This window comes from Klebsiella sp. K5-45 (genome assembly GCF_030128605.1).
Classification (GTDB): Bacteria; Pseudomonadota; Gammaproteobacteria; order Enterobacterales; family Enterobacteriaceae; genus Klebsiella; species Klebsiella quasipneumoniae.
This window is the reverse complement of the sequence record NZ_JAKUZW010000010.1, coordinates 1-24,170: the sequence shown is the minus strand read 5'-3', so window position 1 is coordinate 24,170 and position 24,170 is coordinate 1. Positions and strand designations below refer to the sequence as shown.

General features: G+C 56.4%; 28 protein-coding genes. 20 read left to right on the top strand and 8 right to left on the bottom strand.

Annotated features, from left to right (window positions below; translation table 11 throughout):
• Positions 1–31: 31 nt before the first annotated feature.
• Positions 32–1,354, top strand: a complete 1,323-nt coding sequence (locus MKS11_RS20545; protein WP_004202190.1) for a cytosine deaminase — start codon at positions 32–34, stop codon at positions 1,352–1,354.
• Here the strand turns inward: MKS11_RS20545 and tsgA are convergent.
• A complete protein-coding gene (tsgA, locus tag MKS11_RS20540) occupies positions 1,351–2,538 on the bottom strand; it encodes an MFS transporter TsgA (protein ID WP_004202192.1) in 1,188 nt (395 codons plus the stop codon). The genes MKS11_RS20545 and tsgA overlap by 4 nt on opposite strands.
• 276 nt (positions 2,539–2,814) lie before the next feature.
• On the opposite strand from tsgA, the gene ppiA reads away from it, so the two are divergent.
• The 5 genes from ppiA to MKS11_RS20515 all read left to right on the top strand — a co-directional run bounded on the left by ppiA (position 2,815) and on the right by MKS11_RS20515 (position 6,153).
• Positions 2,815–3,384 (top strand): peptidylprolyl isomerase A, encoded by a 570-nt coding sequence (gene ppiA, locus MKS11_RS20535; protein WP_002920238.1) that lies wholly within the window; start codon positions 2,815–2,817, stop codon positions 3,382–3,384.
• A gap of 104 nt (positions 3,385–3,488) precedes the next feature.
• Positions 3,489–3,656, top strand: coding sequence for a YhfG family protein (locus MKS11_RS20530; RefSeq protein WP_004202194.1), 168 nt, complete (start codon positions 3,489–3,491; stop codon positions 3,654–3,656).
• The gene (locus tag MKS11_RS20525) at positions 3,646–4,248 is read left to right on the top strand and encodes a putative adenosine monophosphate-protein transferase Fic (RefSeq protein ID WP_284109677.1); all 603 of its coding nucleotides are present in this window, start codon (positions 3,646–3,648) and stop codon (positions 4,246–4,248) included. Before MKS11_RS20530 ends, MKS11_RS20525 begins: the two co-directional genes overlap by 11 nt.
• Positions 4,249–4,279: 31 nt before the next feature.
• Positions 4,280–4,843 (top strand): aminodeoxychorismate synthase component 2, encoded by a 564-nt coding sequence (pabA, locus tag MKS11_RS20520; protein ID WP_004202196.1) that lies wholly within the window; start codon positions 4,280–4,282, stop codon positions 4,841–4,843.
• Between the two features lie 89 nt (positions 4,844–4,932).
• A complete protein-coding gene (locus MKS11_RS20515) occupies positions 4,933–6,153 on the top strand; it encodes an aspartate aminotransferase family protein (protein WP_004202198.1) in 1,221 nt (406 codons plus the stop codon).
• On the opposite strand, the gene MKS11_RS20510 is transcribed toward MKS11_RS20515, so the two are convergent.
• Positions 6,143–8,221 carry a YccS/YhfK family putative transporter gene (locus MKS11_RS20510; protein WP_080838329.1) on the bottom strand — a complete coding sequence of 693 codons (2,079 nt, stop codon included), beginning with the start codon at positions 8,219–8,221 and terminating at the stop codon, positions 6,143–6,145. The genes MKS11_RS20515 and MKS11_RS20510 overlap by 11 nt on opposite strands.
• A 51-nt stretch (positions 8,222–8,272) precedes the next feature.
• Positions 8,273–8,905, bottom strand: a complete 633-nt coding sequence (crp, locus tag MKS11_RS20505; protein ID WP_000242758.1) for a cAMP-activated global transcriptional regulator CRP — start codon at positions 8,903–8,905, stop codon at positions 8,273–8,275.
• A gap of 306 nt (positions 8,906–9,211) precedes the next feature.
• Between crp and MKS11_RS20500 the strand changes: the two genes are divergently transcribed.
• Entirely contained in the window at positions 9,212–9,616 is a 405-nt protein-coding gene (locus MKS11_RS20500; RefSeq protein ID WP_004202200.1) for an OsmC family protein, read from the top strand.
• A 55-nt stretch (positions 9,617–9,671) separates the two neighbouring features.
• Here the strand turns inward: MKS11_RS20500 and MKS11_RS20495 are convergent, their stop codons facing one another.
• From MKS11_RS20495 to MKS11_RS20480, 4 genes are all read right to left on the bottom strand, one after another.
• Positions 9,672–10,541 (bottom strand): phosphoribulokinase, encoded by an 870-nt coding sequence (locus tag MKS11_RS20495; RefSeq protein ID WP_004202201.1) that lies wholly within the window; start codon positions 10,539–10,541, stop codon positions 9,672–9,674.
• Between the two features lie 36 nt (positions 10,542–10,577).
• Complete coding sequence (locus tag MKS11_RS20490) at positions 10,578–10,796, bottom strand: YheU family protein (protein WP_002920151.1); 219 nt, start codon at positions 10,794–10,796, stop codon at positions 10,578–10,580.
• Positions 10,793–11,791 (bottom strand): hydrolase, encoded by a 999-nt coding sequence (locus MKS11_RS20485; protein WP_072206932.1) that lies wholly within the window; start codon positions 11,789–11,791, stop codon positions 10,793–10,795. Before MKS11_RS20485 ends, MKS11_RS20490 begins: the two co-directional genes overlap by 4 nt.
• Before the next feature lie 226 nt (positions 11,792–12,017).
• Positions 12,018–13,922, bottom strand: coding sequence for an ABC transporter ATP-binding protein (locus tag MKS11_RS20480; protein WP_017899944.1), 1,905 nt, complete (start codon positions 13,920–13,922; stop codon positions 12,018–12,020).
• A gap of 173 nt (positions 13,923–14,095) precedes the next feature.
• On the opposite strand from MKS11_RS20480, the gene kefG reads away from it, so the two are divergent.
• From kefG to slyD, 4 genes are all read left to right on the top strand, one after another.
• Complete coding sequence (gene kefG, locus MKS11_RS20475) at positions 14,096–14,659, top strand: glutathione-regulated potassium-efflux system ancillary protein KefG (RefSeq protein ID WP_004202208.1); 564 nt, start codon at positions 14,096–14,098, stop codon at positions 14,657–14,659.
• Positions 14,646–16,451 (top strand): glutathione-regulated potassium-efflux system protein KefB, encoded by a 1,806-nt coding sequence (kefB, locus tag MKS11_RS20470; protein WP_004202210.1) that lies wholly within the window; start codon positions 14,646–14,648, stop codon positions 16,449–16,451. Before kefG ends, kefB begins: the two co-directional genes overlap by 14 nt.
• An 11-nt stretch (positions 16,452–16,462) precedes the next feature.
• Positions 16,463–16,663: a YheV family putative zinc ribbon protein gene (locus tag MKS11_RS20465; protein ID WP_002920143.1), complete on the top strand. Its 201-nt coding sequence runs from the start codon at positions 16,463–16,465 to the stop codon at positions 16,661–16,663.
• Positions 16,664–16,756: 93 nt separating this feature from the next.
• Complete coding sequence (gene slyD, locus MKS11_RS20460; protein ID WP_004202213.1) at positions 16,757–17,350, top strand: peptidylprolyl isomerase; 594 nt, start codon at positions 16,757–16,759, stop codon at positions 17,348–17,350.
• 57 nt (positions 17,351–17,407) lie between these two features.
• On the opposite strand, the gene MKS11_RS20455 is transcribed toward slyD, so the two are convergent.
• Positions 17,408–17,626, bottom strand: coding sequence for a protein SlyX (locus MKS11_RS20455; protein WP_002920136.1), 219 nt, complete (start codon positions 17,624–17,626; stop codon positions 17,408–17,410).
• 222 nt (positions 17,627–17,848) lie between these two features.
• Between MKS11_RS20455 and fkpA the strand changes: the two genes are divergently transcribed.
• The 9 genes from fkpA to MKS11_RS20410 form a co-directional block, all read left to right on the top strand.
• Entirely contained in the window at positions 17,849–18,679 is an 831-nt protein-coding gene (gene fkpA / locus MKS11_RS20450; RefSeq protein WP_004202215.1) for an FKBP-type peptidyl-prolyl cis-trans isomerase, read from the top strand.
• Positions 18,680–18,847: 168 nt separating this feature from the next.
• Complete coding sequence (locus MKS11_RS20445) at positions 18,848–19,570, top strand: transcriptional regulator (RefSeq protein ID WP_002920130.1); 723 nt, start codon at positions 18,848–18,850, stop codon at positions 19,568–19,570.
• The gene (gene tusD, locus MKS11_RS20440) at positions 19,570–19,956 is read left to right on the top strand and encodes a sulfurtransferase complex subunit TusD (protein WP_004202218.1); all 387 of its coding nucleotides are present in this window, start codon (positions 19,570–19,572) and stop codon (positions 19,954–19,956) included. Before MKS11_RS20445 ends, tusD begins: the two co-directional genes overlap by 1 nt.
• On the top strand, positions 19,956–20,315 hold the full coding sequence (gene tusC / locus MKS11_RS20435; RefSeq protein WP_004202220.1) for a sulfurtransferase complex subunit TusC: 360 nt from the start codon (positions 19,956–19,958) through the stop codon (positions 20,313–20,315). Before tusD ends, tusC begins: the two co-directional genes overlap by 1 nt.
• Before the next feature lie 7 nt (positions 20,316–20,322).
• Entirely contained in the window at positions 20,323–20,610 is a 288-nt protein-coding gene (gene tusB, locus MKS11_RS20430; RefSeq protein ID WP_004202221.1) for a sulfurtransferase complex subunit TusB, read from the top strand.
• Positions 20,611–20,734: 124 nt separating this feature from the next.
• A complete protein-coding gene (gene rpsL / locus MKS11_RS20425; RefSeq protein ID WP_002920115.1) occupies positions 20,735–21,109 on the top strand; it encodes a 30S ribosomal protein S12 in 375 nt (124 codons plus the stop codon).
• A gap of 96 nt (positions 21,110–21,205) precedes the next feature.
• The gene (gene rpsG / locus MKS11_RS20420; protein ID WP_002920113.1) at positions 21,206–21,676 is read left to right on the top strand and encodes a 30S ribosomal protein S7; all 471 of its coding nucleotides are present in this window, start codon (positions 21,206–21,208) and stop codon (positions 21,674–21,676) included.
• Between the two features lie 96 nt (positions 21,677–21,772).
• Positions 21,773–23,887: an elongation factor G gene (gene fusA / locus MKS11_RS20415; protein WP_004202222.1), complete on the top strand. Its 2,115-nt coding sequence runs from the start codon at positions 21,773–21,775 to the stop codon at positions 23,885–23,887.
• A 69-nt stretch (positions 23,888–23,956) separates the two neighbouring features.
• On the top strand, positions 23,957–24,170 hold a 214-nt coding region (locus MKS11_RS20410), incomplete at its 3' end, for a GTP-binding protein (RefSeq protein WP_227256966.1).

Here is a 24,170-nt window from a genome sequence, read left to right as displayed (position 1 = left end):
AAAACAAGCCGTATTGAATGGAGAGGTTGATATGACAGCAGCGCCGCTTTGGTTGATTCAGAACGTACGCCTGGCAGACCGCGACGGCCTGTGGCAGATAGCGATAGATAAGGGGCGCTTTGGCGAGATCACGCCGATGGGGGAGGCGCGGGACGAAAGCTACGAAGTGTTGAACGCTCGCGGCGGGCTGGCGATCCCGCCTTTTATTGAGCCGCATATCCATCTGGATACCACCCAGACGGCCGGCGAGCCAAACTGGAACCAGTCCGGCACTCTGTTTGAGGGGATTGAGCGCTGGGCGGAGCGGAAAGCGCTGCTCAGCCATGAAGACGTTAAAGCCCGGGCGTGGAAAACCCTCAAGTGGCAGATCGCCAATGGCGTGCAGTTTGTCCGTACCCATGTCGATGTCTCCGATCCGACGTTGACGGCGCTGAAGGCGATGCTGGAGGTCAAACAGGAGGTGGCGCCATGGGTCGAGCTGCAGATTGTCGCTTTTCCGCAAGAGGGGATTCTCTCTTACCCCAACGGCGAGGCACTGCTGGAAGAGGCCCTGAAGCTGGGGGCGGATGTCGTCGGGGCGATCCCGCACTTTGAGTTCACCCGTGAATATGGGGTGGAATCGCTGCATATCGCTTTCCGGCTGGCGCGGAAATATGACCGTCCGCTGGATATTCACTGCGATGAAATTGACGACGAACAGTCGCGCTTTGTGGAAACCGTTGCCGCGCTGGCGTTAAAAGCGGGAATAGGTCCGCGGGTGACGGCCAGCCATACCACCGCCATGCACTCCTATAATGGCGCTTATACCTCGCGCTTGTTCCGCCTGCTTAAGCTCTCCGGCATCAATTTTGTCGCCAATCCGCTGGTCAATATTCATCTACAGGGCCGGTTTGACGACTACCCGAAGCGACGAGGCATTACCCGGGTGAAGGAGCTGATGGCGGCGGGGATCAACGTTTGCTTTGGTCATGATGATGTCTTTGACCCGTGGTACCCGCTGGGGACCGGTAATATGCTGCAGGTCCTGCATATGGGGCTCCACGTTTGCCAGCTGATGGGCTACCAGCAAATTAACGACGGCCTGCAGCTTGTCACCGACAACAGCGCCCGCACGTTTGGCCTGACGGATTACGGCATCGTCAGCGGCAATCCGGCTAACCTGATCATTCTGCCGGCGGAGAATGGCTTTGAGGCGGTACGCTGCCAGGTGCCGGTGCGCTGGTCAATTCGCGAGGGAAGGGTGATTGCGACCACCCAACTGGCGCAAACCTGGATCCAGACCGACCGCGGTGGCGAGGAGCTTTCTTTTATGAGAAACAGCCCCCTTGCGGACGCAAAGGGGCCGAAGGCTTAGTGAGACGCCGCCTGAGCGTTGTTCTGGCGGTGACGGGAGACGAAGCCGAGGATAAAGCACATCACGAACACCACGGCGTAGAGGCCGTTAGCGGTGTGCAGCGCGGCCAGCGGACCGCTGGCTGCCACAATCGGGCCGGTGACCACGAAAGTCAGCATGGTGCCGATGGTGCCGCAGGTGAGGATAAAGTTCACCAGCTTTGGTGAAGCGACTTTAGTTTGCTGCGAACCGAGCGTGATGATCGAGGTGTAGATGGCGCTGGAGAAGAAGCCCAGGGTCAGAATAAACCACGGCATATGCTCCGGCGAACCATTGATAAACAGGTACATCAGCACCGTCGCGAGGCCGGCGAGGACGGTTAAGATGCGCTGCAGGTCGAAGAAGCGCAGGATAAAGCTGAATGACCACATGCCGATCATGTAGGACATCCAGAAATCGCTCACCAGCTTACCGGCATCGCCGAGGCTCATGCCAAGGCTCTTGGCATATTCCGGTACCCAGGAGATAAAGCCCAGCTGACCGAGGATATAGCACAGCGCCGCGACGGAGAGGAACAGCACGCCGATGCCCCACTTCTCTTTCACCACCGGCTGGCTGTTTTCGCTCTGCGCTTTTTTGCCGAGTACCGGGAAGTCACAGCCGAATGTCAGGACGAAAATAGCGACATACACCAGACCGATACAGGCGTAGACCCAGTACCACTCGATGCTGCGCGCCAGCAGGACCGCGGCGACCATCGGGAAAATCATTCCCGCCATGCTAAAGAAGGAGTCGGTAAACAGCAGACGCGCCCCGCGCTGACGGCCTTCATACATATGGGTGATCAGGAAGGTCCCGATCGACATGGTGATCCCGCTCACCAGGCCGAGAACGAACATTGATGCGGAGAACAGCGCCAGGCTGTGGCTGAGCATCAGGCCGGCCACCGCCAGCACCATCAAAATAAAGCCAAAACGCAGCTGAGTTTTCAGCGGCACGATCTCCATCAGCCAGGCATTGAGGAAGATGGAGATCAGAATACCGGCGTTCAGAAAGGTAAAGGTGTTGCTCATACTGGAAACGGGCAGATGGAAATAATCCGCAATGTTACCCATCACCATCCCGGTGACGATCACCAACGCGCCGGTCAGGGCGTAGGAGAAGAAGCTGATCCATGTGAGCTTAATACGGTTGCTGTTAGTCATGACTGGCCTGTGAATAGAAAGGTAAAGCGCGTTGACGCCGCGCCGGGCGGACATATTTTAGTCGTTCAGGTGATGTAATTAAATGTTTATTGTGAAATACGTTATCTTTTGCATGTTTTAATGTGACTTGAATCACGTTTTTTCGACGCCAGAGAGAACGTTTGCGCGGTTACAATTATTACAGCTAAGTAAAATTTGGTAAAAGGCTGGCCCAGGATGCAAAGGCTCTTTAGAATCAAGGCACTCGCTTTTATTCTGCTCCGTTAAGGATTTTCCATGCTCAAATCAACACTGGCGGCGATGGCTGCCGTTTTCGCCATTTCAGCGTTCTCCCCGGCCATGGCGGCAAAGGGCGATCCGCATGTGCTGCTGACCACCTCGGCAGGTAACATTGAGCTTGAGTTAAACAGCCAGAAAGCCCCGATTTCCGTGGATAACTTCCTGAAGTACGTTAACAGCGGCTTCTACAACAACACTACCTTCCATCGCGTGATCCCGGGATTCATGGTGCAGGGCGGCGGCTTCAACGAGCAGATGCAGCAGAAACAGCCTAACCCGCCGATCAAAAATGAAGCAGACAACGGCCTGCGCAACACCCGCGGCACCATCGCCATGGCGCGTACCGCCGATCAGGATAGCGCCACCAGCCAGTTCTTCATCAACGTGGCGGATAACGCCTTCCTCGACCATGGCCAGCGCGACTTTGGCTATGCGGTGTTTGGCAAGGTAGTGAAAGGCATGGACGTTGCGGATAAGATCTCCCAGGTTCAGACCCATAACGTCGGCCCATACCAGAATGTGCCGACTAAACCGGTTGTTATCCTCTCTGCGAAAGTGCTGCCCTAATCTTCCCACGGCGCGGTAGTCTATCGCCGCGCCGGTTGCCTCCCGGCATAACCTGTAATTGCTGCTTATACTTGTGGCACACAGGGGACGATAAGGGGGCGACGATGCGTCCACTCACCGATAAGCAAAAATCCCGGCTCTGGGAACAGACACGTAATAGCAATTTTCAGGCCAGCCGTCGCCTCGAAGGCGTATCGGTGCCACTGGTTACGCTGACTGCCGAGGAGGCGCAGGCGCGCCTCGCGACGCTGCGGAGGGAGTATGAGCGATAAATTTGGCGATGAACGCGATCCTTACCTCTATCCGGCCCTGAACGTCCTGCGCAACCGCCTCGGCATCCGCCAGGCCAACACTCTGCAGCAGGCTGCCCTGGAGATGACATCGCTGCGGGCGGCTACCCTGCCGCTGGGTCCGCGGGTGCGCGGCTTACCCTATCTGTGCGCTATTCATCATCAGCTGTATCAGGATCTGTTTGACTGGACGGGTAGGCTGCGTGAAGTGAACCTCTACCTGGGCGATACGCCGTTCTGTCACTTTGCCCGCATCGAAGAGGAAGGGAACGCCCTGATGCAGGCCCTGGAGCAGGAGGATTATCTCTGCGGCCTGCCGCGGGATACCTTTATCGAACGCCTGAGCTGGTTCTATGGTGAAATTAATGTGCTGCACCCTTTTCGTCTCGGCAATGGCCTAACCCAGCGCATTTTCTTTGAACAGCTGGCGATACATGCCGGCTACCTTCTTGACTGGCGTGACGTCGATCCTGCCGCCTGGAGTAACGCCTGCCAGCAGGGCGCGATGGGCGATCCGGACCCGCTGGCGGCGATCTTTCGCAAAGTGGTAAGCGAAGCGCGGGAATCTGAGTAGAATAGCCCGGTTTGATTGTTCCGGAGCCGCTATGATCCTGCTTATCGATAACTATGACTCTTTCACCTGGAATCTGTATCAGTACTTTTGCGAACTGGGGGCGGAAGTGCTGGTCAGGCGCAACGATGCGTTGACGCTGGAGGAGATAGCGTCGCTGGCGCCGGAGAAGATGGTGATTTCGCCCGGTCCCTGTACGCCGGATGAAGCGGGGATTTCCCTCTCAGTAATCCGTCACTATGCAGGGAAAACGCCGCTGCTGGGCGTCTGCCTCGGGCATCAGGCGATAGCCCAGGCGTTTGGCGCGACCATTGTGCGGGCGGCGCAGGTGATGCATGGAAAAACTTCGCTTATCGAGCATAACGGCGAAGGGGTGTTTCAGGAGCTGAATAATCCTCTGACGGTGACCCGCTATCATTCGCTGGTGATTGACCCGCCGACGCTGCCGCCTGAGTTTATCGTCACCGCCCGCAGCGCCAGCGGTGAGATTATGGGGATCCGTCATCGCGACTGGGATCTCGAGGGCGTGCAGTTCCATCCGGAAAGCATCCTTAGCGAACAGGGCCATCAATTGCTGGCGAACTTTATTAAGCGGTGATTTCGGTTGCCATTGACTGACTTTTTATGCATATTTTGTGATTATATTATCATAATCATATCTGCATAACGAAGAGGGATGGGCAAGACATGGCAACTGAACAACCGGCAATCACCCGCGCCACATTCGATGAAGTTATTTTGCCAATTTATGCACCGGCAGAATTCATCCCGGTAAAGGGGAAAGGCAGCCGCGTCTGGGATCAGCAGGGCAAAGAGTATATTGATTTCGCCGGCGGTATCGCGGTGACGGCGCTGGGCCATTGCCACCCGGCGCTGGTGGCGGCGCTTCACGAGCAGGGCGAAACGCTGTGGCATACCAGCAACGTCTTTACCAATGAGCCAGCGCTGCGCCTGGGACGTAAGCTTGTCGATGCCACCTTCGCCGAGCGAGTGGTGTTTATGAACTCCGGTACCGAAGCCAATGAAACAGCCTTTAAGCTGGCGCGTCACTATGCGGTGACCCGCCATAGCCCATATAAAACCAAAATCATCGCCTTCCATAACGCTTTTCATGGCCGCTCTCTGTTTACCGTCTCGGTCGGTGGGCAGCCGAAGTACTCCGATGGTTTCGGCCCTAAACCGGCGGATATTGTCCATGTTCCCTTCAACGACCTGCAGGCGGTAAAAGCGGTGATGGATGACCACACCTGCGCGGTGGTGGTGGAGCCGATTCAGGGCGAAGGTGGCGTGACGGCAGCAACGCCGGCGTTCCTGCAAGGACTGCGCGAACTGTGCGATCAGCACCAGGCGCTGTTAGTCTTTGATGAAGTGCAGTGTGGTATGGGGCGTACCGGATCGCTGTTCGCCTATATGCACTATGGCGTAACCCCGGATATTCTCACCAGCGCGAAAGCGCTGGGCGGCGGTTTCCCGGTCAGCGCCATGTTGACCACCCACGAGATCGCCAGCGCCTTCCATGCCGGTTCCCATGGGTCAACCTACGGCGGCAACCCGCTGGCCTGCGCGGTCGCCAACGCCGCTTTCGATCTGATCAATACTCCGGCGGTGCTGGATGGCGTGAACGCGAAACGCGAACTGTTCGTCAAACACCTGCAGCAGCTGGATGCCGAGTTTGATCTGTTCAGTGATATTCGCGGGATGGGCCTGCTGATTGGCGCCGAACTTAAGCCGCAGCACAAGGGCCGCGCGCGCGATTTCCTCTATGCCGCTGCGGAAGCCGGCGTCATGGTGCTTAACGCCGGGCCGGACGTGATGCGTTTTGTTCCCTCGCTGATCATCGAAGAGCAGGATATCGCCGAGGGGATGGCACGCTTTGCCCAGGCCGTGGCAAAGGTGATTAACGGCTGATCTTCCGTAGCCAGATGCCATGATGCGGCCGCTGACGCCATGCTACAGACGAGATAGTGTGCATGGTGTTCAGATGGCCCAGAATGCGTTGCAGATGCTGCTCCAGGGTGCTTAACGGACCGATCGGCACCTCGCTTTCCGGTGACTCCATAATATTGACATCCCCTGCGCTGCCGGGGCCATCGCTGTCCAGTCGCTGCTGACAGCGCTGCAGGGCAATCTCACAGGATTCGAGATAGCGCTGGGCAAGATCCGGGGTGAGCATCGTATGCTCCCGGGCCAGGGTGGTCATGGCGTTGATATGTTCGACGATAAACTGGCTGTGCGTCACCCATAGCTTCATATCTTCCAGGTAGTGGGTATTGAACCCCGGCTCCTGCATTGCCTGATTCAGGGAGTTGTAGAGCGCGTTGTGCGCCTGATTAACGCGCATACGTTGATAGGCCAGCGCGGGCGCTTTGGGATCGGGGCTGAGGATCAGGCGAATCGCCTGCTGGTCGGCCTCCAGCGCATCGTGGGCGTTTTTTTTCAGCAGGCCGCTCTGCCACTGCGGCCACAGCCAGACCATCCCGCCGAAGGCGATCAGGCAGCCGATCAGCGTGTCGATCAGCCGGGCGATAATAAACTGTTCGCCGTTGAGCGTCAGCAGCTGCAGGGTATATACCGCCGTCACCGTAAAGCCCACCATCGCCCAGCCATAGTGTTTGCGGATAATCAGATAGCTGAGCAGTGTGATCAGCAGCATCCCGCTCAGGGTGTAGCTCTCCGGAACGTGAAAGTGCAAGGTCAGCCCGGCTATGATCAGGCCGGCGAGCGTCCCCGCCGCCCGGTGGACAATACGAACCCGCGTGGCGCCATAGCCATTCTGGGTAACAAAGAGCACCGTCATCAGGATCCAGTAGGGCTTCGGCAAATGCAGGGCGTTGCCCATCAGGCTGGCGATGCTCAGCATCACGCTGATGCGGGCGGCATTGCGCAGCGCGGGCGATTTCAGCGACAGATAGTTTTTTAGCGCGGGAAACAGCGGTAAACGACGCTCTTTGTCAGCCATCAGATCCCGGGCATACAGCGGGCGCTGGGTATGCAGCACCCGGGCGATGCGGCTGAAGTGCCAGGCGCAGAAGTGGCCGACCGGGTTGTCCGGATGCTGGCGGGCGATCTTTTCCAGGGCGCCGATCTGTTTATCCATCTGGAAGCGCTGCGGAAAGCGATGATAGAGCATGTCATCCGCCAGCACGCGCAGACGGGCGGCGACGGTCTGCGCGTTCCAGCGGATCACCGCTTCGGCATGGCTGCGTTCTACCAGTTTTTGCACCTCTTCCGGCTGATGCAGGCTGACCGAAATATGCTCCTGTAGATCCAGCCCCATCTGGAACGCCCGCAGAAGACGTTTGTGGTCGTTACGTTGGTTGGCGGCCAGCATATGCATCTGCTGATAGCACTGGGTGATTAAATCGACCACCTTCTGCTGGCGGATGAGCAGCGGCGGCAGGGCGGTCGAGGGATCGGTATGCTGGGTCAACAGGCTATATTTGGCTTCGCAATAATTGGCCAGTTCCCGGTAGAGCAGACTGAGTGACTCCCGCAGCGGCTGTTCACGCCACAGCCAGAACCAGAACCAGTTAAACACGCCGTACCATAGCGTGCCGAAGGCGTAGATCAGCAGCGGCTCCCAGATGGGCATATTGCCCGCCAGGCTGAGGGTAAAAATGGCGGCGATCAGCGACGCGGGCAGCAGGCGCGCGTGCAGCGAACTGATCTCCGCGGTGACGCCGAGCAATAGCGCCAGGCCGCTGAGAATAAGCGGCAGGGGAATCGCCTGGGCGAGCAGCAGCTGCACCACCAGGCTGCATCCGGCAAACAAACAGCCGCCGATAATCAGACGTTTAAAAAAGCGCTTATGCGGGGTGTCGAGGCCGGCGATGTTGCAGCAGGCGGGGACTAAGGAGAACAGGAGGCCCTGCTGGAGATGGCCGAGCAGAAGACCGATGGCCACAGGCAGACACAGCACCAGCGTTTGCCGCAGTGCATAGTTAACTTCCGGGTGGTAAATCAGCCTGCGCCACATGAGGGAAAAACAAAAACGGCGTACTGCAGGAGCAATACGCCGCTTAGCAACTTAACGGGTACCGTAGACGACGATAGTTTTACCGTGGGCGGAAATCAGGTTCTGATCTTCCAGCATTTTCAAAATACGGCCAACGGTTTCACGAGAGCAGCCGACGATCTGACCAATTTCCTGACGGGTAATTTTAATTTGCATACCGTCCGGGTGGGTCATGGCATCGGGTTGCTTCGCCAGGTTCAGCAGCGTCTGGGCGATACGGCCCGTCACGTCGAGGAAGGCGAGGTTGCCCACTTTCTCAGACGTCACCTGCAGACGGCGAGCCATTTGCGAAGAGAGACGCATCAGAATGTCCGGGTTCACCTGGATCAGCTGACGGAATTTCTTATAAGAGATTTCGGCCACTTCACATGCGGTTTTCGCCCGTACCCAGGCGCTACGCTCCTGACCCTCTTCAAACAGGCCTAATTCACCGATGAAATCGCCCTGGTTGAGGTAGGAGAGGATCATCTCTTTACCTTCTTCATCCTTGATGAGTACAGCCACGGAGCCTTTAACGATGTAGTACAGCGTTTCTGCTTTCTCACCCTGGTGGATCAGCGTGCTCTTTGATGGGTACTTATGAATGTGGCAATGAGACAAGAACCATTCAAGGGTAGGGTCTGTTTGCGGTTTGCCAAGCACCATGCGCGGTTATCCTCTGTTATAAGCTATCTCCGGGCGCCGACACTACACGGCGTCCGGGCATGCAATCGTATTGTTTCCCTATACCTGGGAAGCTGGCTGATGATTTTTCGACAGCCCGTAATGTGAACTCCTCTGCATACATGCAGTACATCAATGTATTACTGTAGCATCCAGACTGTTTTAGCATAGCTTTCGCCGCATGTCTCCTGGTGTCTCGCTTCAGCATGACGCAGGTCGCCTTCCGTTGCGAGAATTGTTATGTGCGCGTAATCTGACAAGAATATTGCGATACTGGAGTTAAATTTTATGCAAGCGCGTGTGAAATGGGTTGAAGGGTTAACCTTTATCGGGGAGTCCGCGTCAGGACACCAGATTCTGATGGATGGCAACTCCGGGGATAAGGCGCCCAGCCCGATGGAGATGGTGCTGATGGCGGCGGGCGGTTGCAGTGCGATCGATGTGGTCTCCATTTTGCAAAAAGGTCGCCATGAGGTGACTAACTGCGAAGTGAAGCTGACCTCTGAACGCCGGGAAGAGGCGCCGCGCCTGTTCACGCATATTAATCTGCACTTTATCGTCACCGGTAAGGCGCTGAAAGATGCCGCGGTCTCCCGTGCGGTGGATCTGTCGGCAGAGAAATACTGCTCGGTGGCGCTGATGCTGGAAAAAGCGGTGAAGATCACCCATTCCTATGAAGTGATCGAGGCGTAGTCTTCGCCTGCTGTTGTGAATTTTCTTAACCCCGGCCTGGCCGGGGTTTCTTCTGTTAGCCGATCTTGCGGCCTTCCATCAGGCGTTCGACCAGCGGCGCCATAATAAGCTCCATCGCCAGCCCCATTTTACCGCCCGGCACCACCAGAGTGTTCATGTGCGAGATAAACGAGCCCTGTAGCATCGCCAGCAGCCAGGGGAAGTCGATGTTCTGCAGATTGCGGAAATGGATCACCACAAAGCTCTCGTCCAGAGAGGGGATCGCTTTCGCGGCAAACGGGTTGGAGGTGTCCACCGTCGGCACGCGCTGAAAGTTGATGTGGGTGCGGGAAAACTGCGGGGTGATGAAGTTGATGTAATCTTCCATCGATCGGACGACGGAGTCCATCACCGCCTCCCGGGAGTGGCCGCGCTCGCTGGTGTCGCGAATGAGTTTCTGTATCCACTCGAGATTAACGATAGGCACGACCCCGACCAGCAGGTCGACATGGCTGGCGACATCATGCTGCGGCGTGACAACCCCGCCGTGCAGCCCCTCATAGAACAGCACGTCCGTCGGCTCCGGCAGCGGCTGCCACGGGGTGAAGGTTCCCGGCACCTGATTCCACGGCACGGCTTCGTCATAGGTGTGGAGGTATTTACGCGACTGACCTTTGCCATGGCGGCCATAGTCGACAAAGGTCTGTTCCAGCAGACCGAAGTCGTTCGCCTCCGGGCCAAAGTAGCTGATATGTTTGCCCTGATCCCGCGCTTTGCGGATCGCCATGTCCATTTCCGGGCGGGTGTAGCGATGAAAGCTGTCGCCTTCCACCTCCGCAGCGTGCAGATTTAGCTGCGCGAAGATTTTGCGAAAGGCGAGGCTGGTGGTGGTAGTGCCCGCGCCGCTGGAGCCTGTGACGGCGATCACCGGATGTTTGGCAGACATAACAACTCCCTGGTTAAACGATGTAGTGGCGTCGCCTTAGCCGTTAAACAGGGCGCGCGGCATAATATTGACCGTCTCATGCAGTTCCGACCACACGAGGACTGCCTCTCCGCGTTTCAGCTGCTGTTTTACATCGGCGACTTTATCGGCAAGTGAACGTTCATGTTCACCATAATCGGTGCCTTCACGTAACACAAAGCTTTCAATCAGGTTATCCAGCGTTTCGGGATCCAGATCCTGCCAGGGAATAATCATACGGGAACCTCCAGCCAGCGGTTTAACCAGTCGGGAATGCGTCTTTCCAGCCACATCTCCGGTTTACGCAGGGTGCCGCCGACGAAGCCAACGTGGCCGCCTTGTTCAGTCAATTGATACTCGACGTTCGCCGGCAGTTGTTCCTGCGGGGGAATGGAATGGTGGTCCATAAACGGATCGTCTTTCGCGTGAATGATGAGCGTCGGCTTAGTGATATCGCTGAGCCGCGGCATGGCGCTGCATTGCCGGTAGTAATCCAGCGCATCGGCAAAGCCATGGATTTTGGCGGTGATCATATCGTCAAATTCCCGGATGCGGCGCATCCCTTTGAGCTGACGTAAATCGACGGGCAGCGAGCCAGGATACGCTTTCAGCTTGCGTGAGGCGTTGGCTTTTAACAGATTGAGCAGGTAGCGCTGATAAACCCGCGAGAAGCCCTTATCCATATGATAGCTGCAGGCTTCCAGCATGAAAGGCGCGGAGACGATCACCGCCGCATCCAGCGGGCAGCGGTCGCCTTCTTCTGCCAGCAGGCAGCCCAGCATATTGCCGCCCAGCGAATAGCCGACGGCGGCGGTCGGCGCGGGGCCAAACTCGCGCTGCAGCCAGTGCAGAAACCAGGTGCCATCTTCCGTTTCGCCGGAGTGATAGATGCGGTGATTGCGGTTAGGTTCGCCGCTGCAGCCGCGAAAATGCATGACTACGCCAAGCCAGCCGCGCTGCATCGCCGCGTGGATCAGTCCATGGGCATACGGGCTGTGCAGACTCCCTTCCAGACCATGAAAGACGACGAGGCGCGGCTTGTGGCACGCCTGGTGCGGGTCTTCGCTCCAGGCGAGATCGACAAAATCGCCGTCTGGCAGCTCAAGGCGCTGCCAGTGCGGGGTAAAGCGCAATTTACGGCGGATCAGCCGCGGCAGCATGGTTTGCAGATGACGATTGCCCGCGCCGCGCATGGGATGGAACTCACGCGAATCGTTTTCGGGGGGCGTCATGTCTGTGGGGATGATTTCAACCATAGCACCAGAATAATTAATAAACGTGATGATGACTATACCGCGCAGGGCGCGCAGGAGTTAGCCAATATGTGGTCTTGTGGCCAGTGACGCCAGGTTACACCACAACAAACCATTGATGTCACTGATGGCCAGACCGCGAGGGCGGGCAGAAATACACTCTGCCCGCGCCGTAGTAGGCGCAGGCAGAATGATGACGCGGCGATTAGCCTTCCTGAAGCATGCGCTCCAGCTGCTCCTGTGCCTCCAGCCAGGCCATTTCGCACTCCTCCAGCCCGGATTTCGCGCTGGCCTGCTGCTGCAGGCATTCAGTCAGTTCTGCTTTACGCGAGGCGTCGTAGAGTTCGCTGTCGCCAAGTTTCTCTTCTGCACTGGCCAGCTGCGCGTTGAGCTTATCCATCTCTTTTTCCAGACGGGCGATCTCTTTGCGCAGCGGTTGGGTCTGGCTGCGTAGCTCCGCTTCCCGACGCTTCTGGTCTTTGCGCGCTTGCGCGCTGTTGCCGCTCTCTTTTGGCGCGTCGCCGCTCTGGGACTCCTGTTTTTGCGAGTCGCTGAGCCACTGCTGATAATCTTCCAGATCGCCGTCGAACGGTTCGACTTTGCCATCGTGGACAAGGTACAGATCGTCGGTGGTGGAGCGGATCAGGTGGCGATCGTGCGATACGACCACCAGCGCCCCTTCAAAGTCGATCAGCGCTTCGGTTAAAGCCTGACGCATATCGAGGTCGAGATGGTTGGTCGGTTCGTCGAGCAGCAGCAGGTTAGGGCGCTGCCAGACGATCAGGGCCAGCACCAGACGCGCCTTTTCTCCACCAGAGAAGCGGCGGGTCTCTTCGCTGACCTTATCGCCCTGGAAACCAAAGCCGCCCAGATAATCGCGCAGCTTCTGCTCCAGCTCCTGCGGCGCCAGGCGCGCCAGGTGCTGCAGCGGCGACTCATCGGCGCGCAGAAACTCCAGCTGATGCTGGGCGAAGTAGCCGAGCTTGATGCCTTTGGCGAGGCCGATCTCCCCGCTTACGGGCTGGAGTTCGCCAGCCAGGAGCTTAATCAGCGTCGATTTCCCGGCGCCGTTGCGGCCCAGCAGACCGATACGCGACCCCGGCACCAGATTGAGCTTGATGGAGTCGAGGATAATACGCTCGCCATAGCCGGCGCTGACTTTCTCCATCTTCAGCAGCGGGTTAGGCAGGCTCTCCGGCTGGCGGAAGCTGAAGTGGAACGGGTTATCCACGTGCGCCGGGGCGATGAGCTCCATCCGCTCCAGCATTTTAATACGGCTCTGCGCCTGCTTGGCTTTGGTGGCTTTGGCGCGGAAGCGATCGATATAGCTTTGCAGATGCGCGACACGCTGCTGCTGGCTTTCGTACATCGCCTGCTGCTGAGCGAGCCGGGTGGCGCGCTGCACTTCAAACGAACTGTAGTTGCCGGTGTACTCAAACATCGTCTGCTGTTCGATGTGGATAATTTTGTCGACGATAGGATCGAGGAAATCGCGATCGTGGGAGATCAGGATCAGCGTCCCCGTGTAGCCCTTCAGCCACTTCTCCAGCCAGATCACCGCATCAAGGTCGAGGTGGTTAGTCGGTTCATCGAGCAGCAGCAGATCGGAGCGGCAGATCAGCGCCTGCGCGAGATTAAGGCGCATACGCCAGCCGCCGGAAAAATCGCTGACTGGCCGCTCAAGCTGTTCATTGCTGAAACCCAGGCCGTGCAGCAGGCTGGCGGCGCGGGAGCGGATGGTCCAGGCGTCGATGGCGTCCAGCTTGCCGTGGACGGTGGCGATGGCATGGCCGTCGTTGCGCTCGTTAGCCTGCTGGAGCGCGGCTTCCAGCTGGCGATATTCACGATCGCCGTCAATGACATAATCGATTGCCGGCTGCGGCAGGGCCGGGGTTTCCTGATTCACCCAGGCCAGCTGCCAGTTGCCGGGAAAGGTCATACTGCCGCCGTCAGCGCTTATCTCGTTTTTCAAAAGCGATAGCAGCGTCGATTTCCCGCAGCCGTTTTTCCCCACCAGACCGACCTTCTGGCCAGGGTTGATGGTAGCGGTGGCGTTGTCCAGCAGGACGCGTACGCCGCGACGAATTTGTAACGAGGAGAAAACAATCATAAGGCGCCGTATGTTCAGACTATGTTAATTTGTCATTATGATAATGTAGTTTGGAAGCGAATCGCTTCACCGGGCCGCCATGGTAGCCCAAAACGAAGACGATACACAAAGTCATTCTGGCTGTGTCAAAAAGCCGGGGCTGTGCAGGCCGCCAGAAGACCTACGGGAGGGGAATGATGTCTCAGACAGCGAAAGTGTTGCTGCTGTATGCCCACCCAGAATCTCAGGATTCCGTGGCCAACCGGGTTTTATTACAACCCGCCTTACAGTTGCCGAACGTCACCGTGCACGATCTCTACGCGCACTATCCGGATTTTTTTATCGATATTGCTCACGAACAGGACCTGCTGCGCCAGCATGAGGTGATTGTTTTCCAGCATCCTTTATATACCTGGAGCTGTCCTGCGCTGCTCAAAGAGTGGCTGGATCGTGTCTTAAGCCGCGGCTTCGCCAGCGGCGCCGGAGGGAACGAACTGGCGGGAAAGTACTGGCGCAGCGTGATCACCACCGGCGAACCAGAGAGCGCTTACCGTCGCGATGCAAATCGCTATCCGATGAACGATATTCTGCGTCCTTTTGAACTGACCGCCGGTATGTGCCGTATGCACTGGATGAGCCCCATTATCGTCTACTGGGCCCGGCGGCAGCAGCCAGAGGAGCTGCGCAGCCGCGCCCTGGCCTATCGAGACTGGCTGGCCAACCCCCTTGCCGCCGGAGGTGTCCATGGCGGGATTTGATCTGCTGCTGGCGGGGGTGCTGTTTTTGTTCGCGGCCGTCATCGCCGTCCCTCTGGCTTCAAGACTGGGGATTGGCGCGGTGCTGGGCTATCTGCTGGCCGGGATCGCCATTGGTCCGTGGGGGCTCGGATTTATCAGCGATGTGGATGAAATTCTCCATTTCTCTGAACTCGGCGTGGTGTTTCTGATGTTTATCATCGGCCTGGAGCTCAATCCCGCCAAGCTATGGCGGCTGCGAAGCTCCATCTTCGGCGTTGGCGCGGCGCAAGTGATGCTCAGCGCGGCGATCCTCGGCGGTCTGTTGATGACGACAGGGTTTTCATGGCAGGCGGCGGTGGTCGGCGGGATTGGCCTGGCGATGTCCTCTACCGCGATGGCACTGCAGCTGATGCGCGAGAAGGGAATGAGCCGCAGCGAATCAGGGCAGTTAGGCTTTTCGGTCCTGCTGTTTCAGGATCTGGCGGTGATCCCGGCGCTGGCGCTGGTGCCTCTGCTGGCTGGTTCCGCGGATGAGCATGTGAACTGGCTGACAGTCGGCATGAAGGTCCTGGCGTTTGCCGGGATGCTGATTGGCGGTCGCTATCTGCTGCGGCCGGTATTCCGCTTTATCGCCAGCTCCGGGGTCAGGGAAGTGTTCACTGCCGCCACGCTGCTGCTGGTTCTCGGATCCGCCCTGTTTATGGAGGCGCTGGGACTGTCGATGGCGCTGGGTACCTTTATCGCCGGCGTGCTGCTGGCGGAAAGCGAGTATCGCCATGAACTGGAGATCGCCATCGATCCGTTCAAGGGGCTGCTGCTTGGGTTGTTCTTTATCTCCGTCGGGATGGCGCTGAACCTTGGCGTGCTGTACACCCATCTGCTGTGGGTGGCGGTGAGCGTGGCGGTGCTGGTGGCGGTAAAAATGCTGGTGCTTTATCTGCTGGCCCGTCTCTATGGCCTGCGGAGTTCCGAACGTATGCAGTTTGCGGGCGTATTAAGCCAGGGCGGCGAGTTCGCGTTTGTCCTCTTTTCGCTGCCCGCCTCGCAGCGGTTGTTCCAGCACGACCAGATGGCGCTGCTGCTGGTAGCCGTCACCTTGTCGATGATGACCACGCCGCTGCTGATGAAAGGGATCGATAAGATATTGTCGCGACGCCTGAATCCAGCGGAGGATACCGATGAGGCGCCGTGGGTAGAGGATGATAAACCGCAGGTGATTATTGTTGGCTTTGGCCGTTTCGGCCAGGTGATCGGTCGCCTGCTGATGGCTAATAAGATGCGTATTACGGTGCTGGAGCGAGACATCAGCGCGGTAAATCTGATGCGCAACTATGGCTATAAAGTCTATTTTGGCGACGCTACCCAGCTGGAGCTGCTGCGCTCGGCAGGGGCGGAGGAGGCGCAGTCGATCGTCATTACCTGTAATGAGCCGGAAGACACCATGCGGCTGGTGGAGATGTGTCAACAACACTTTCCACATCTGCACATCCTGGCCCGCGCTCGCGGGCGCGTCGAGGCGCATGAGCTGCTGCAGGCCGGCGTGACGCAGTTTTCTCGTGAGACTTTCTCCAGTGCGCTTGAGCTGGGGCGTAAAGCCCTCATTACCCTGGGGATGCATCCTCACCAGGCCCAGCGCGCGCAGCTGCACTTCCGACGCCTCGATATGCGAATGCTGCGTGAGTTAATGCCGGTGCATACTGATACGGTACAGATATCACGCGTGCGGGAAGCCCGGCGCGAACTGGAAGAGATTTTTCAGCGCGAAATGCAGAAAGAGAGCCGGCAGCTGGACGGCTGGGACGAGTTTGAATAAAGGTAAATCATATGGCAGTGCGTAAACGTTTTATTGCCGGGGCGAAATGTCCGGCGTGCCAGGCGCAGGATTCACTGGCGATGTGGCGTGAGAATAATGTCGATGTTGTTGAATGCGTTAAGTGCGGTCATCAGATGCGTGAGGCGGATAAAGAGGCCCGTGAGCATGTACGCAAAGAGGAGCAGGTGATTGGCATTTTTCATCCCGACTAGCGTTATCCGTCGGCTTTTTTTAAGCTAAAGGGTACACGGCAGCAGAATTCCGCTACAATCTGCGCCACTATTCTTCCCATCTCAGGAGATATCATGAAAGTAGCAAAAGACCTGGTGGTCAGCCTGGCCTATCAGGTACGTACAGAAGACGGTGTGTTGGTTGATGAGTCTCCGGTAAGCGCGCCGCTGGATTACCTGCACGGTCACGGCTCCCTGATTTCCGGCCTGGAAAACGCGCTGGATGGCCACGAAGTGGGCGACAAATTTGACGTAGCCGTCGGCGCTAACGACGCTTACGGTCAGTATGACGAAAACCTGGTGCAGCGTGTACCGAAAGACGTCTTCATGGGCGTTGATGAACTGCAGGTTGGCATGCGCTTCCTGGCGGAAACCGATCAGGGTCCGGTACCAGTAGAAATCACTGAAGTTGAAGACGACCACGTTGTGGTTGATGGCAACCACATGCTGGCAGGCCAGAACCTGAAATTCAATGTGGAAGTTGTCGCCATCCGCGAAGCGACCGCTGAAGAGCTGGAGCACGGTCACGTGCACGGCGCGCATGGTCACGATCACGACCACGATCATGGTCACGATGGCTGCTGCGGCGGTCACGGTCACGACCACGATCATGGCCACGACCATGGTAAAGGCGGCTGCGGCGGCCACGGTGGCTGCGGCTGCCACTAATCTTTGCGCCTCGGCACGAAGACGACAAAAAGCGGGGAAACCCGCTTTTTTTACGCCTCAATAGTGCGGCGGTGGCGTCTCTTCGGCCTGGGAGGCGATATGGGAGGGTTGGGTCGCCTTCAGCTTCTCGATCATCAGACGCATATGCTCCCGCATCTTCGCCATCTCGATCTCGTGGGCGGTCACGGTTTTGTTGAGGTCTTCGATGGTGATTTCCTGAAACGCCAGCCGGCTTTCCAGCTCCGCAAGGCGCGTTTCTAATGTGCTATCGTGCATGGGTAACCTCTTTAGTCTGATCCTGCGGGCGGATTCTACTTAAGTTTCCCCCGGCGCGCAGCATCGCTGCGTCCTACAGGAAACTTATTCATACAAAAATAGTCCTAAAAGAGGCGATATTCAGGAACGTCCGTATGTAGATTTTAACGGCGACGTTCTATAGTACGTTTTTTGCTTTTTACGATAACCCTGGGGTGAGAGGCCCCGGCCCTGGAGAAATGGATGAAATCACTGTTTAAAGTAACGCTGCTGGCGACCACAATGGCCGTCGCCCTGAATGCACCGCTGACCTTTGCTGCAGATACCGCGGCGAAAGCAGCCCCGGCGGCTGAGAGTAAATCGGCATTTAAAAATGACGATCAGAAATCAGCCTATGCGCTGGGCGCGTCCCTGGGGCGTTACATGGAAAACTCCCTGAAAGAACAAGAAAAACTGGGCATTAAGCTGGATAAAGCCCAGCTGATCGCCGGCGTACAGGACGCGTTTGCCGATAAGAGCAAACTGTCCGACCAGGAGATCGAACAGACTCTGCAGGCCTTTGAAACGCGCGTGAAGACCGCAGCTCAGCAGAAAATGGAAAAAGACGCTACTGAGAACGAAACCAAAGGTAAAGCTTTCCGTGACAGCTTTGCCAAAGAGAAGGGCGTGAAAACGTCGAAGACTGGCCTGCTGTATAAAGTCGAGAAAGAAGGCACTGGCGATGCGCCTAAAGACAGCGACACCGTGGTGGTTAACTACAAAGGTACGCTGATCGACGGCAAAGAGTTTGATAACTCTTATACCCGCGGCGAGCCGCTCTCTTTCCGTCTCGACGGGGTGATCCCGGGCTGGACTGAAGGCCTGAAGAACATCAAGAAAGGCGGCAAAATCAAGCTGGTCATTCCGCCAGATCTGGCCTACGGCAAAACCGGCGTCCCGGGGATCCCGGCCAACTCCACGCTGGTCTTTGATGTAGAGCTGCTGGATATCAAACCGGCGCCGAAAGCAGATGCTCAGCCGGAAGCCGCTGGCGATGCGAAAGCCGCAGACGCGAAAGCTGACGCTAAGAAGTAATCGGGTTCAGGCCGCCGTCTCGTCAGAGGCGGCGGCTTTTTTATTGCGCGCAGATATAATTAAAACTGGAAAGATCCTCAGGCGCTGTATTACTTTAGATAGCTTAATAATGATGATGAGCCTGCCCTGACAATAACGACAGGCTCCTGAAAAGGAGTGCTTTTTTTCATGTCCAGGTCGCTTTTAACCAACGAAACCAGCGAGCTTGACCTGCTGGATCAACGTCCCTTTGACCAGACCGATTTCGATATTCTTAAATCTTATGAAGCGGTGGTGGACGGGTTGGCGATGCTCATCGGTTCGCACTGTGAAATCGTGCTGCATTCTTTGCAGGATCTGAAATGCTCTGCCATCCGTATCGCCAATGGTGAACATACCGGCCGCCAAATCGGTTCACCGATTACCGATCTTGCGCTGCGCATGCTGCACGATATGACGGGCGCCGATAGCAGCGTTTCCAAATGCTACTTTACCCGCGCCAAAAGCGGCGTCCTGATGAAGTCGGTGACGATTGCCATCCGCAACCGCGATCACCGGGTGATTGGTCTGTTGTGCATCAACATGAATCTGGATGTGCCGTTTTCGCAGATCATGAGCACCTTTATTCCACCAGAAACGCCTGAGGTTAACTCGCCGGTGAACTTTGCTTCCTCGGTTGACGATCTGGTCGCCCAGACTCTGGAATTCACCATCGAAGAGGTGAATGCCGATCGCAGCGTGTCGAACAATGCTAAAAACCGTCAAATCGTGCTGAATCTCTACGAGAAAGGGATCTTCGATATTAAAGACGCCATTAACCAGGTGGCCGATCGTCTGAATATCTCCAAGCACACCGTCTACCTCTATATTCGCCAGTTCAAAAGCGGTGATTTCCAGGGGCTGGATAAGTAATGCGTTTTGCCCTCACGGTGACCGGACCTGCCTATGGCACGCAGCAGGCGAGCAGCGCCTGGCAATTTGCTCAGGCCGTGCTGCAGGAAGGCCATGAGCTGGCGTGCGTTTTTTTCTATCGCGAAGGCGTGCTTAACGCTAACCAGTTGACGGCGCCCGCCAGCGATGAGTTCGATCTGGTGCGCGGGTGGCAATCCCTCCACAATGAGCACGGCGTCGCGCTGCATATCTGCGTGGCGGCCGCCCTGCGTCGTGGCGTAACGGACGAACGCGAAGCGCAACAGCTCGCTCTGCCTGGCCATAATCTGCAGCCGGGTTTTACGTTAAGCGGACTTGGCGCGCTGGCGGAAGCGGCGCTCACTTGCGATCGGATGGTACAGTTCTGATGAAACGTGTGGCTTTCGTTTTTTCTTCCGCACCGCACGGCAGCGCCGCCGGCAGGGAAGGCCTCGATGCCTTATTAGCCACCTCCGCCCTCACCGACGAGATTGGCGTGTTTTTCGTAGGCGACGGCGTGTTTCAGCTGTTGCCCGCCCAGCGGCCTGGTGCTGTGCTGGCCCGCGACTACATCGCCACCTTTAAACTGCTGTCGCTATACGATATCGACCAGTGCTGGCTGTGCGCCGAGTCGGCGCGAGAGCGCGGCCTGGATCCCGCGACCCCGTGGGTGGTGGATGCCGAATGCCTGGCGCCGGATGCCCTGCGCGCCCGTCTGCATGAATTTGATGTCATTTTGCGTTTCTGAGGCCCCCATGCTCCATACGCTCAGTGTTTCTCCCTGGCATGCCGATATCGCAGCAATGCTTCGCTTGATGGAGCAAGGTGACGATCTGTTACTGCTGTCTGATGGCGTCGCGGCGGCTATCGCCGGCGGCCGCTTCCTTGAGATCCTGCAATCCGCCCCCATAACCCTTTACGTGCTGCAAGACGACGTTGACGCCCGCGGGCTAACTGGTCAAATTGCGGACAGTGTCGGCAGGGTTAGCTATACTGATTTCGTCAGACTCACAGTCAAACATGCCGGTCAGTTGGCCTGGTGATGGCGGGATCGTTGTATATTTCTTGACACCTTTTCGGCACCGCCCTAAAATTCTGCGTCCTCATAATATATGAGGCGATTTATTACGTGTTTACGAAGCAAAAGCTAAAACCAGGAGCTATTTAATGGCAACAATTAACCAGCTGGTACGCAAACCACGCGCGCGCAAAGTTGCAAAGAGCAACGTGCCAGCGCTGGAAGCCTGCCCGCAGAAACGTGGCGTATGTACTCGCGTATATACCACCACTCCTAAGAAACCGAACTCCGCACTGCGTAAAGTTTGCCGTGTGCGTCTGACTAACGGTTTCGAAGTCACCTCCTACATCGGTGGTGAAGGTCACAACCTGCAGGAGCACTCCGTGATCCTGATCCGTGGCGGTCGTGTTAAAGACCTTCCGGGTGTTCGTTACCACACCGTTCGTGGTGCGCTTGACTGCTCCGGCGTTAAAGACCGTAAGCAGGCTCGCTCCAAGTACGGCGTGAAGCGTCCTAAGGCTTAATGGTTCTCCGTTAAGTAAGGCCAAACTGATTTATCTTAATGTCATACTAAACTCTTAGAGTTTTGGACAATCCTGAATTAACAACGGAGTATTTCCATGCCACGTCGTCGCGTCATTGGTCAGCGTAAAATTCTGCCGGATCCGAAGTTCGGATCAGAACTGCTGGCTAAATTTGTCAATATCCTGATGGTAGATGGTAAAAAATCTACTGCAGAAACTATCGTATACAGCGCGCTGGAGACCCTGGCTCAGCGTTCTGGTAAATCTGAACTGGAAGCCTTCGAAGTTGCGCTCGAAAACGTGCGCCCGACTGTCGAAGTTAAGTCCCGCCGCGTAGGTGGTTCTACTTATCAGGTTCCAGTTGAAGTTCGTCCGGTCCGTCGTAATGCCCTGGCAATGCGTTGGATCGTTGAAGCTGCTCGTAAACGCGGTGATAAATCCATGGCTCTGCGCCTGGCGAACGAACTCACTGATGCTGCAGACAACAAAGGTACTGCAGTTAAGAAACGTGAAGACGTTCACCGTATGGCCGAAGCCAACAAGGCGTTCGCTCACTACCGTTGGTAATCCCTTCGGAGTCATAGTCACCAGGCGGGCGCTTCAGATGAGTCGCCCGCTCTGGATAACTTAACTGAACGCCTAAAGAAATAAACGAGGAATCAAATGGCTCGTACAACACCCATCGCACGCTACCGTAACATCGGTATCAGTGCGCACATCGACGCCGGTAAAACCACTACTACCGAACGTATTCTGTTCTACACCGGTGTAAACCACAAAATCGGTGAAGTTCATGACGGCGCCGCTACCATGGACTGGATGGAGCAGGAGCAGGAACGTGGTATCACCATCACTTCCGCTGCGACTACTGCATTCTGGTCTGGTATGGCTAAGCAGTATGAACCGCACCGTGTAAACATCATCGACACCCCGGGGCACGTTGACTTCACTATCGAAGTAGAACGTTCCATGCGTGTTCTTGATGGTGCGGTAATGGTTTACTGCGCAGTTGGTGGTGTTCAGCCGCAGTCTGAAACCGTATGGCGTCAGGCAAACAAATATAAAGTTCCGCGCATCGCATTCGTTAACAAAATGGACCGCATGGGCGCTAACTTCCTGAAAGTTGTTGGTCAGATCAAAACCCGTCTGGGCGCGAACCCGGTTCCGCTGCAGCTGGCAATTGGTGCTGAAGAAGGTTTCACCGGCGTTGTTGACCTGGTGAAAATGAAAGCCATCAACTGGAACGATGCAGACCAGGGCGTAACCTTCGAATACGAAGATATCCCGGCTGACATGCAGGACCTGGCTGACGAATGGCACCAGAACCTGATCGAGTCCGCAGCTGAAGCTTCTGAAGAGCTGATGGAAAAATACCTGGGTGGTGAAGAACTGACTGAAGAAGAGATCAAAAAAGCTCTGCGTCAGCGCGTTCTGAACAACGAAATCATCCTGGTAACCTGTGGTTCTGCGTTCAAGAACAAAGGTGTTCAGGCGATGCTGGATGCGGTAGTTGACTACCTGCCATCCCCGGTTGACGTTCCGGCGATCAACGGCATCCTGGACGACGGTAAAGATACTCCGGCTGAGCGTCACGCAAGCGACGACGAGCCGTTCTCTGCACTGGCGTTCAAAATCGCTACCGACCCGTTCGTGGGCAACCTGACCTTCTTCCGCGTGTACTCCGGTGTGGTTAACTCTGGTGATACCGTACTGAACTCCGTGAAAGCTGCACGTGAGCGTTTCGGTCGTATCGTACAGATGCACGCTAACAAACGTGAAGAGATCAAAGAAGTTCGCGCGGGCGACATCGCTGCTGCAATCGGTCTGAAAGACGTAACTACTGGTGACACCCTGTGTGACCCGGATGCGCCGATCATTCTGGAGCGTATGGAATTCCCTGAGCCGGTAATCTCCATCGCCGTTGAGCCGAAAACCAAAGCTGACCAGGAAAAAATGGGTCTGGCTCTGGGTCGTCTGGCTAAAGAAGACCCGTCTTTCCGCGTATGGACTGACGAAGAGTCTAACCAGACCATTATCGCCGGTATGGGTGAGCTGCACCTCGACATCATCGTTGACCGTATGAAGCGTGAATTCAACGTTGAAGCGAACGTCGGTAAACCTCAGGTTGCTTACCGTGAAGCGATTCGCGCGAAAGTTACCGATATCGAAGGTAAACACGCCAAGCAGTCTGGTGGTCGTGGTCAGTACGGTCACGTTGTGATCGACATGTACCCGCTGGAGCCGGGCTCTAACCCGAAAGGTTACGAGTTCATCAACGACATCAAAGGTGGTGTAATTCCTGGCGAATACATCCCGGCCGTTGATAAAGGCATCCAGGAACAGCTGAAAGCTGGTCCGCTGGCAGGTTACCCGGTAGTTGATATGGGTATCCGTCTGCACTTCGGTTCTTACCACGACGTTGACTCCTCTGAGCTGGCGTTTAAACTGGCTGCGTCTATTGCCTTTAAAGAAGGCTTTAAGAAAGCAAAACCAGTTCTGCTTGAGCCGATCATGAAGGTTGAAGTAGAAACTCCGGAAGAGAACACTGGTGACGTTATCGGTGACTTGAGCCGTCGTCGCGGTATGCTGCGCGGTCAGGAATCCGAAGTAACCGGCGTTAAGATCCACGCTGAAGTACCGCTGTCCGAAATGTTCGGTTATGCAACTCAGCTGCGTTCTCTGACCAAAGGTCGTGCATCATACACCATGGAATTCCTGAAGTATGATGATGCGCCGAACAACGTTGCTCAGGCCGTTATTGAAGCCCGTGGTAAATAATCCACAGGATTAAAACCTAAGTCCCGTGCTCTCTCCGAAGGGGAGAGCACTATAGTAAGGAATATAGCCGTGTCTAAAGAAAAATTTGAACGTACAAAACCGCACGTCAACGTTGGTACTATCGGCCACGTTGACCATGGTAAAACTACCCTGACTGCTGCCATCACTACCGTTCTGGCTAAAACCTACGGTGGTTCCGCTCGCGCATTCGACCAGATCGATAACGCGCCGGAAGAAAAAGCTCGTGGTATCACCATCAACACCTCTCACGTTGAATATGACA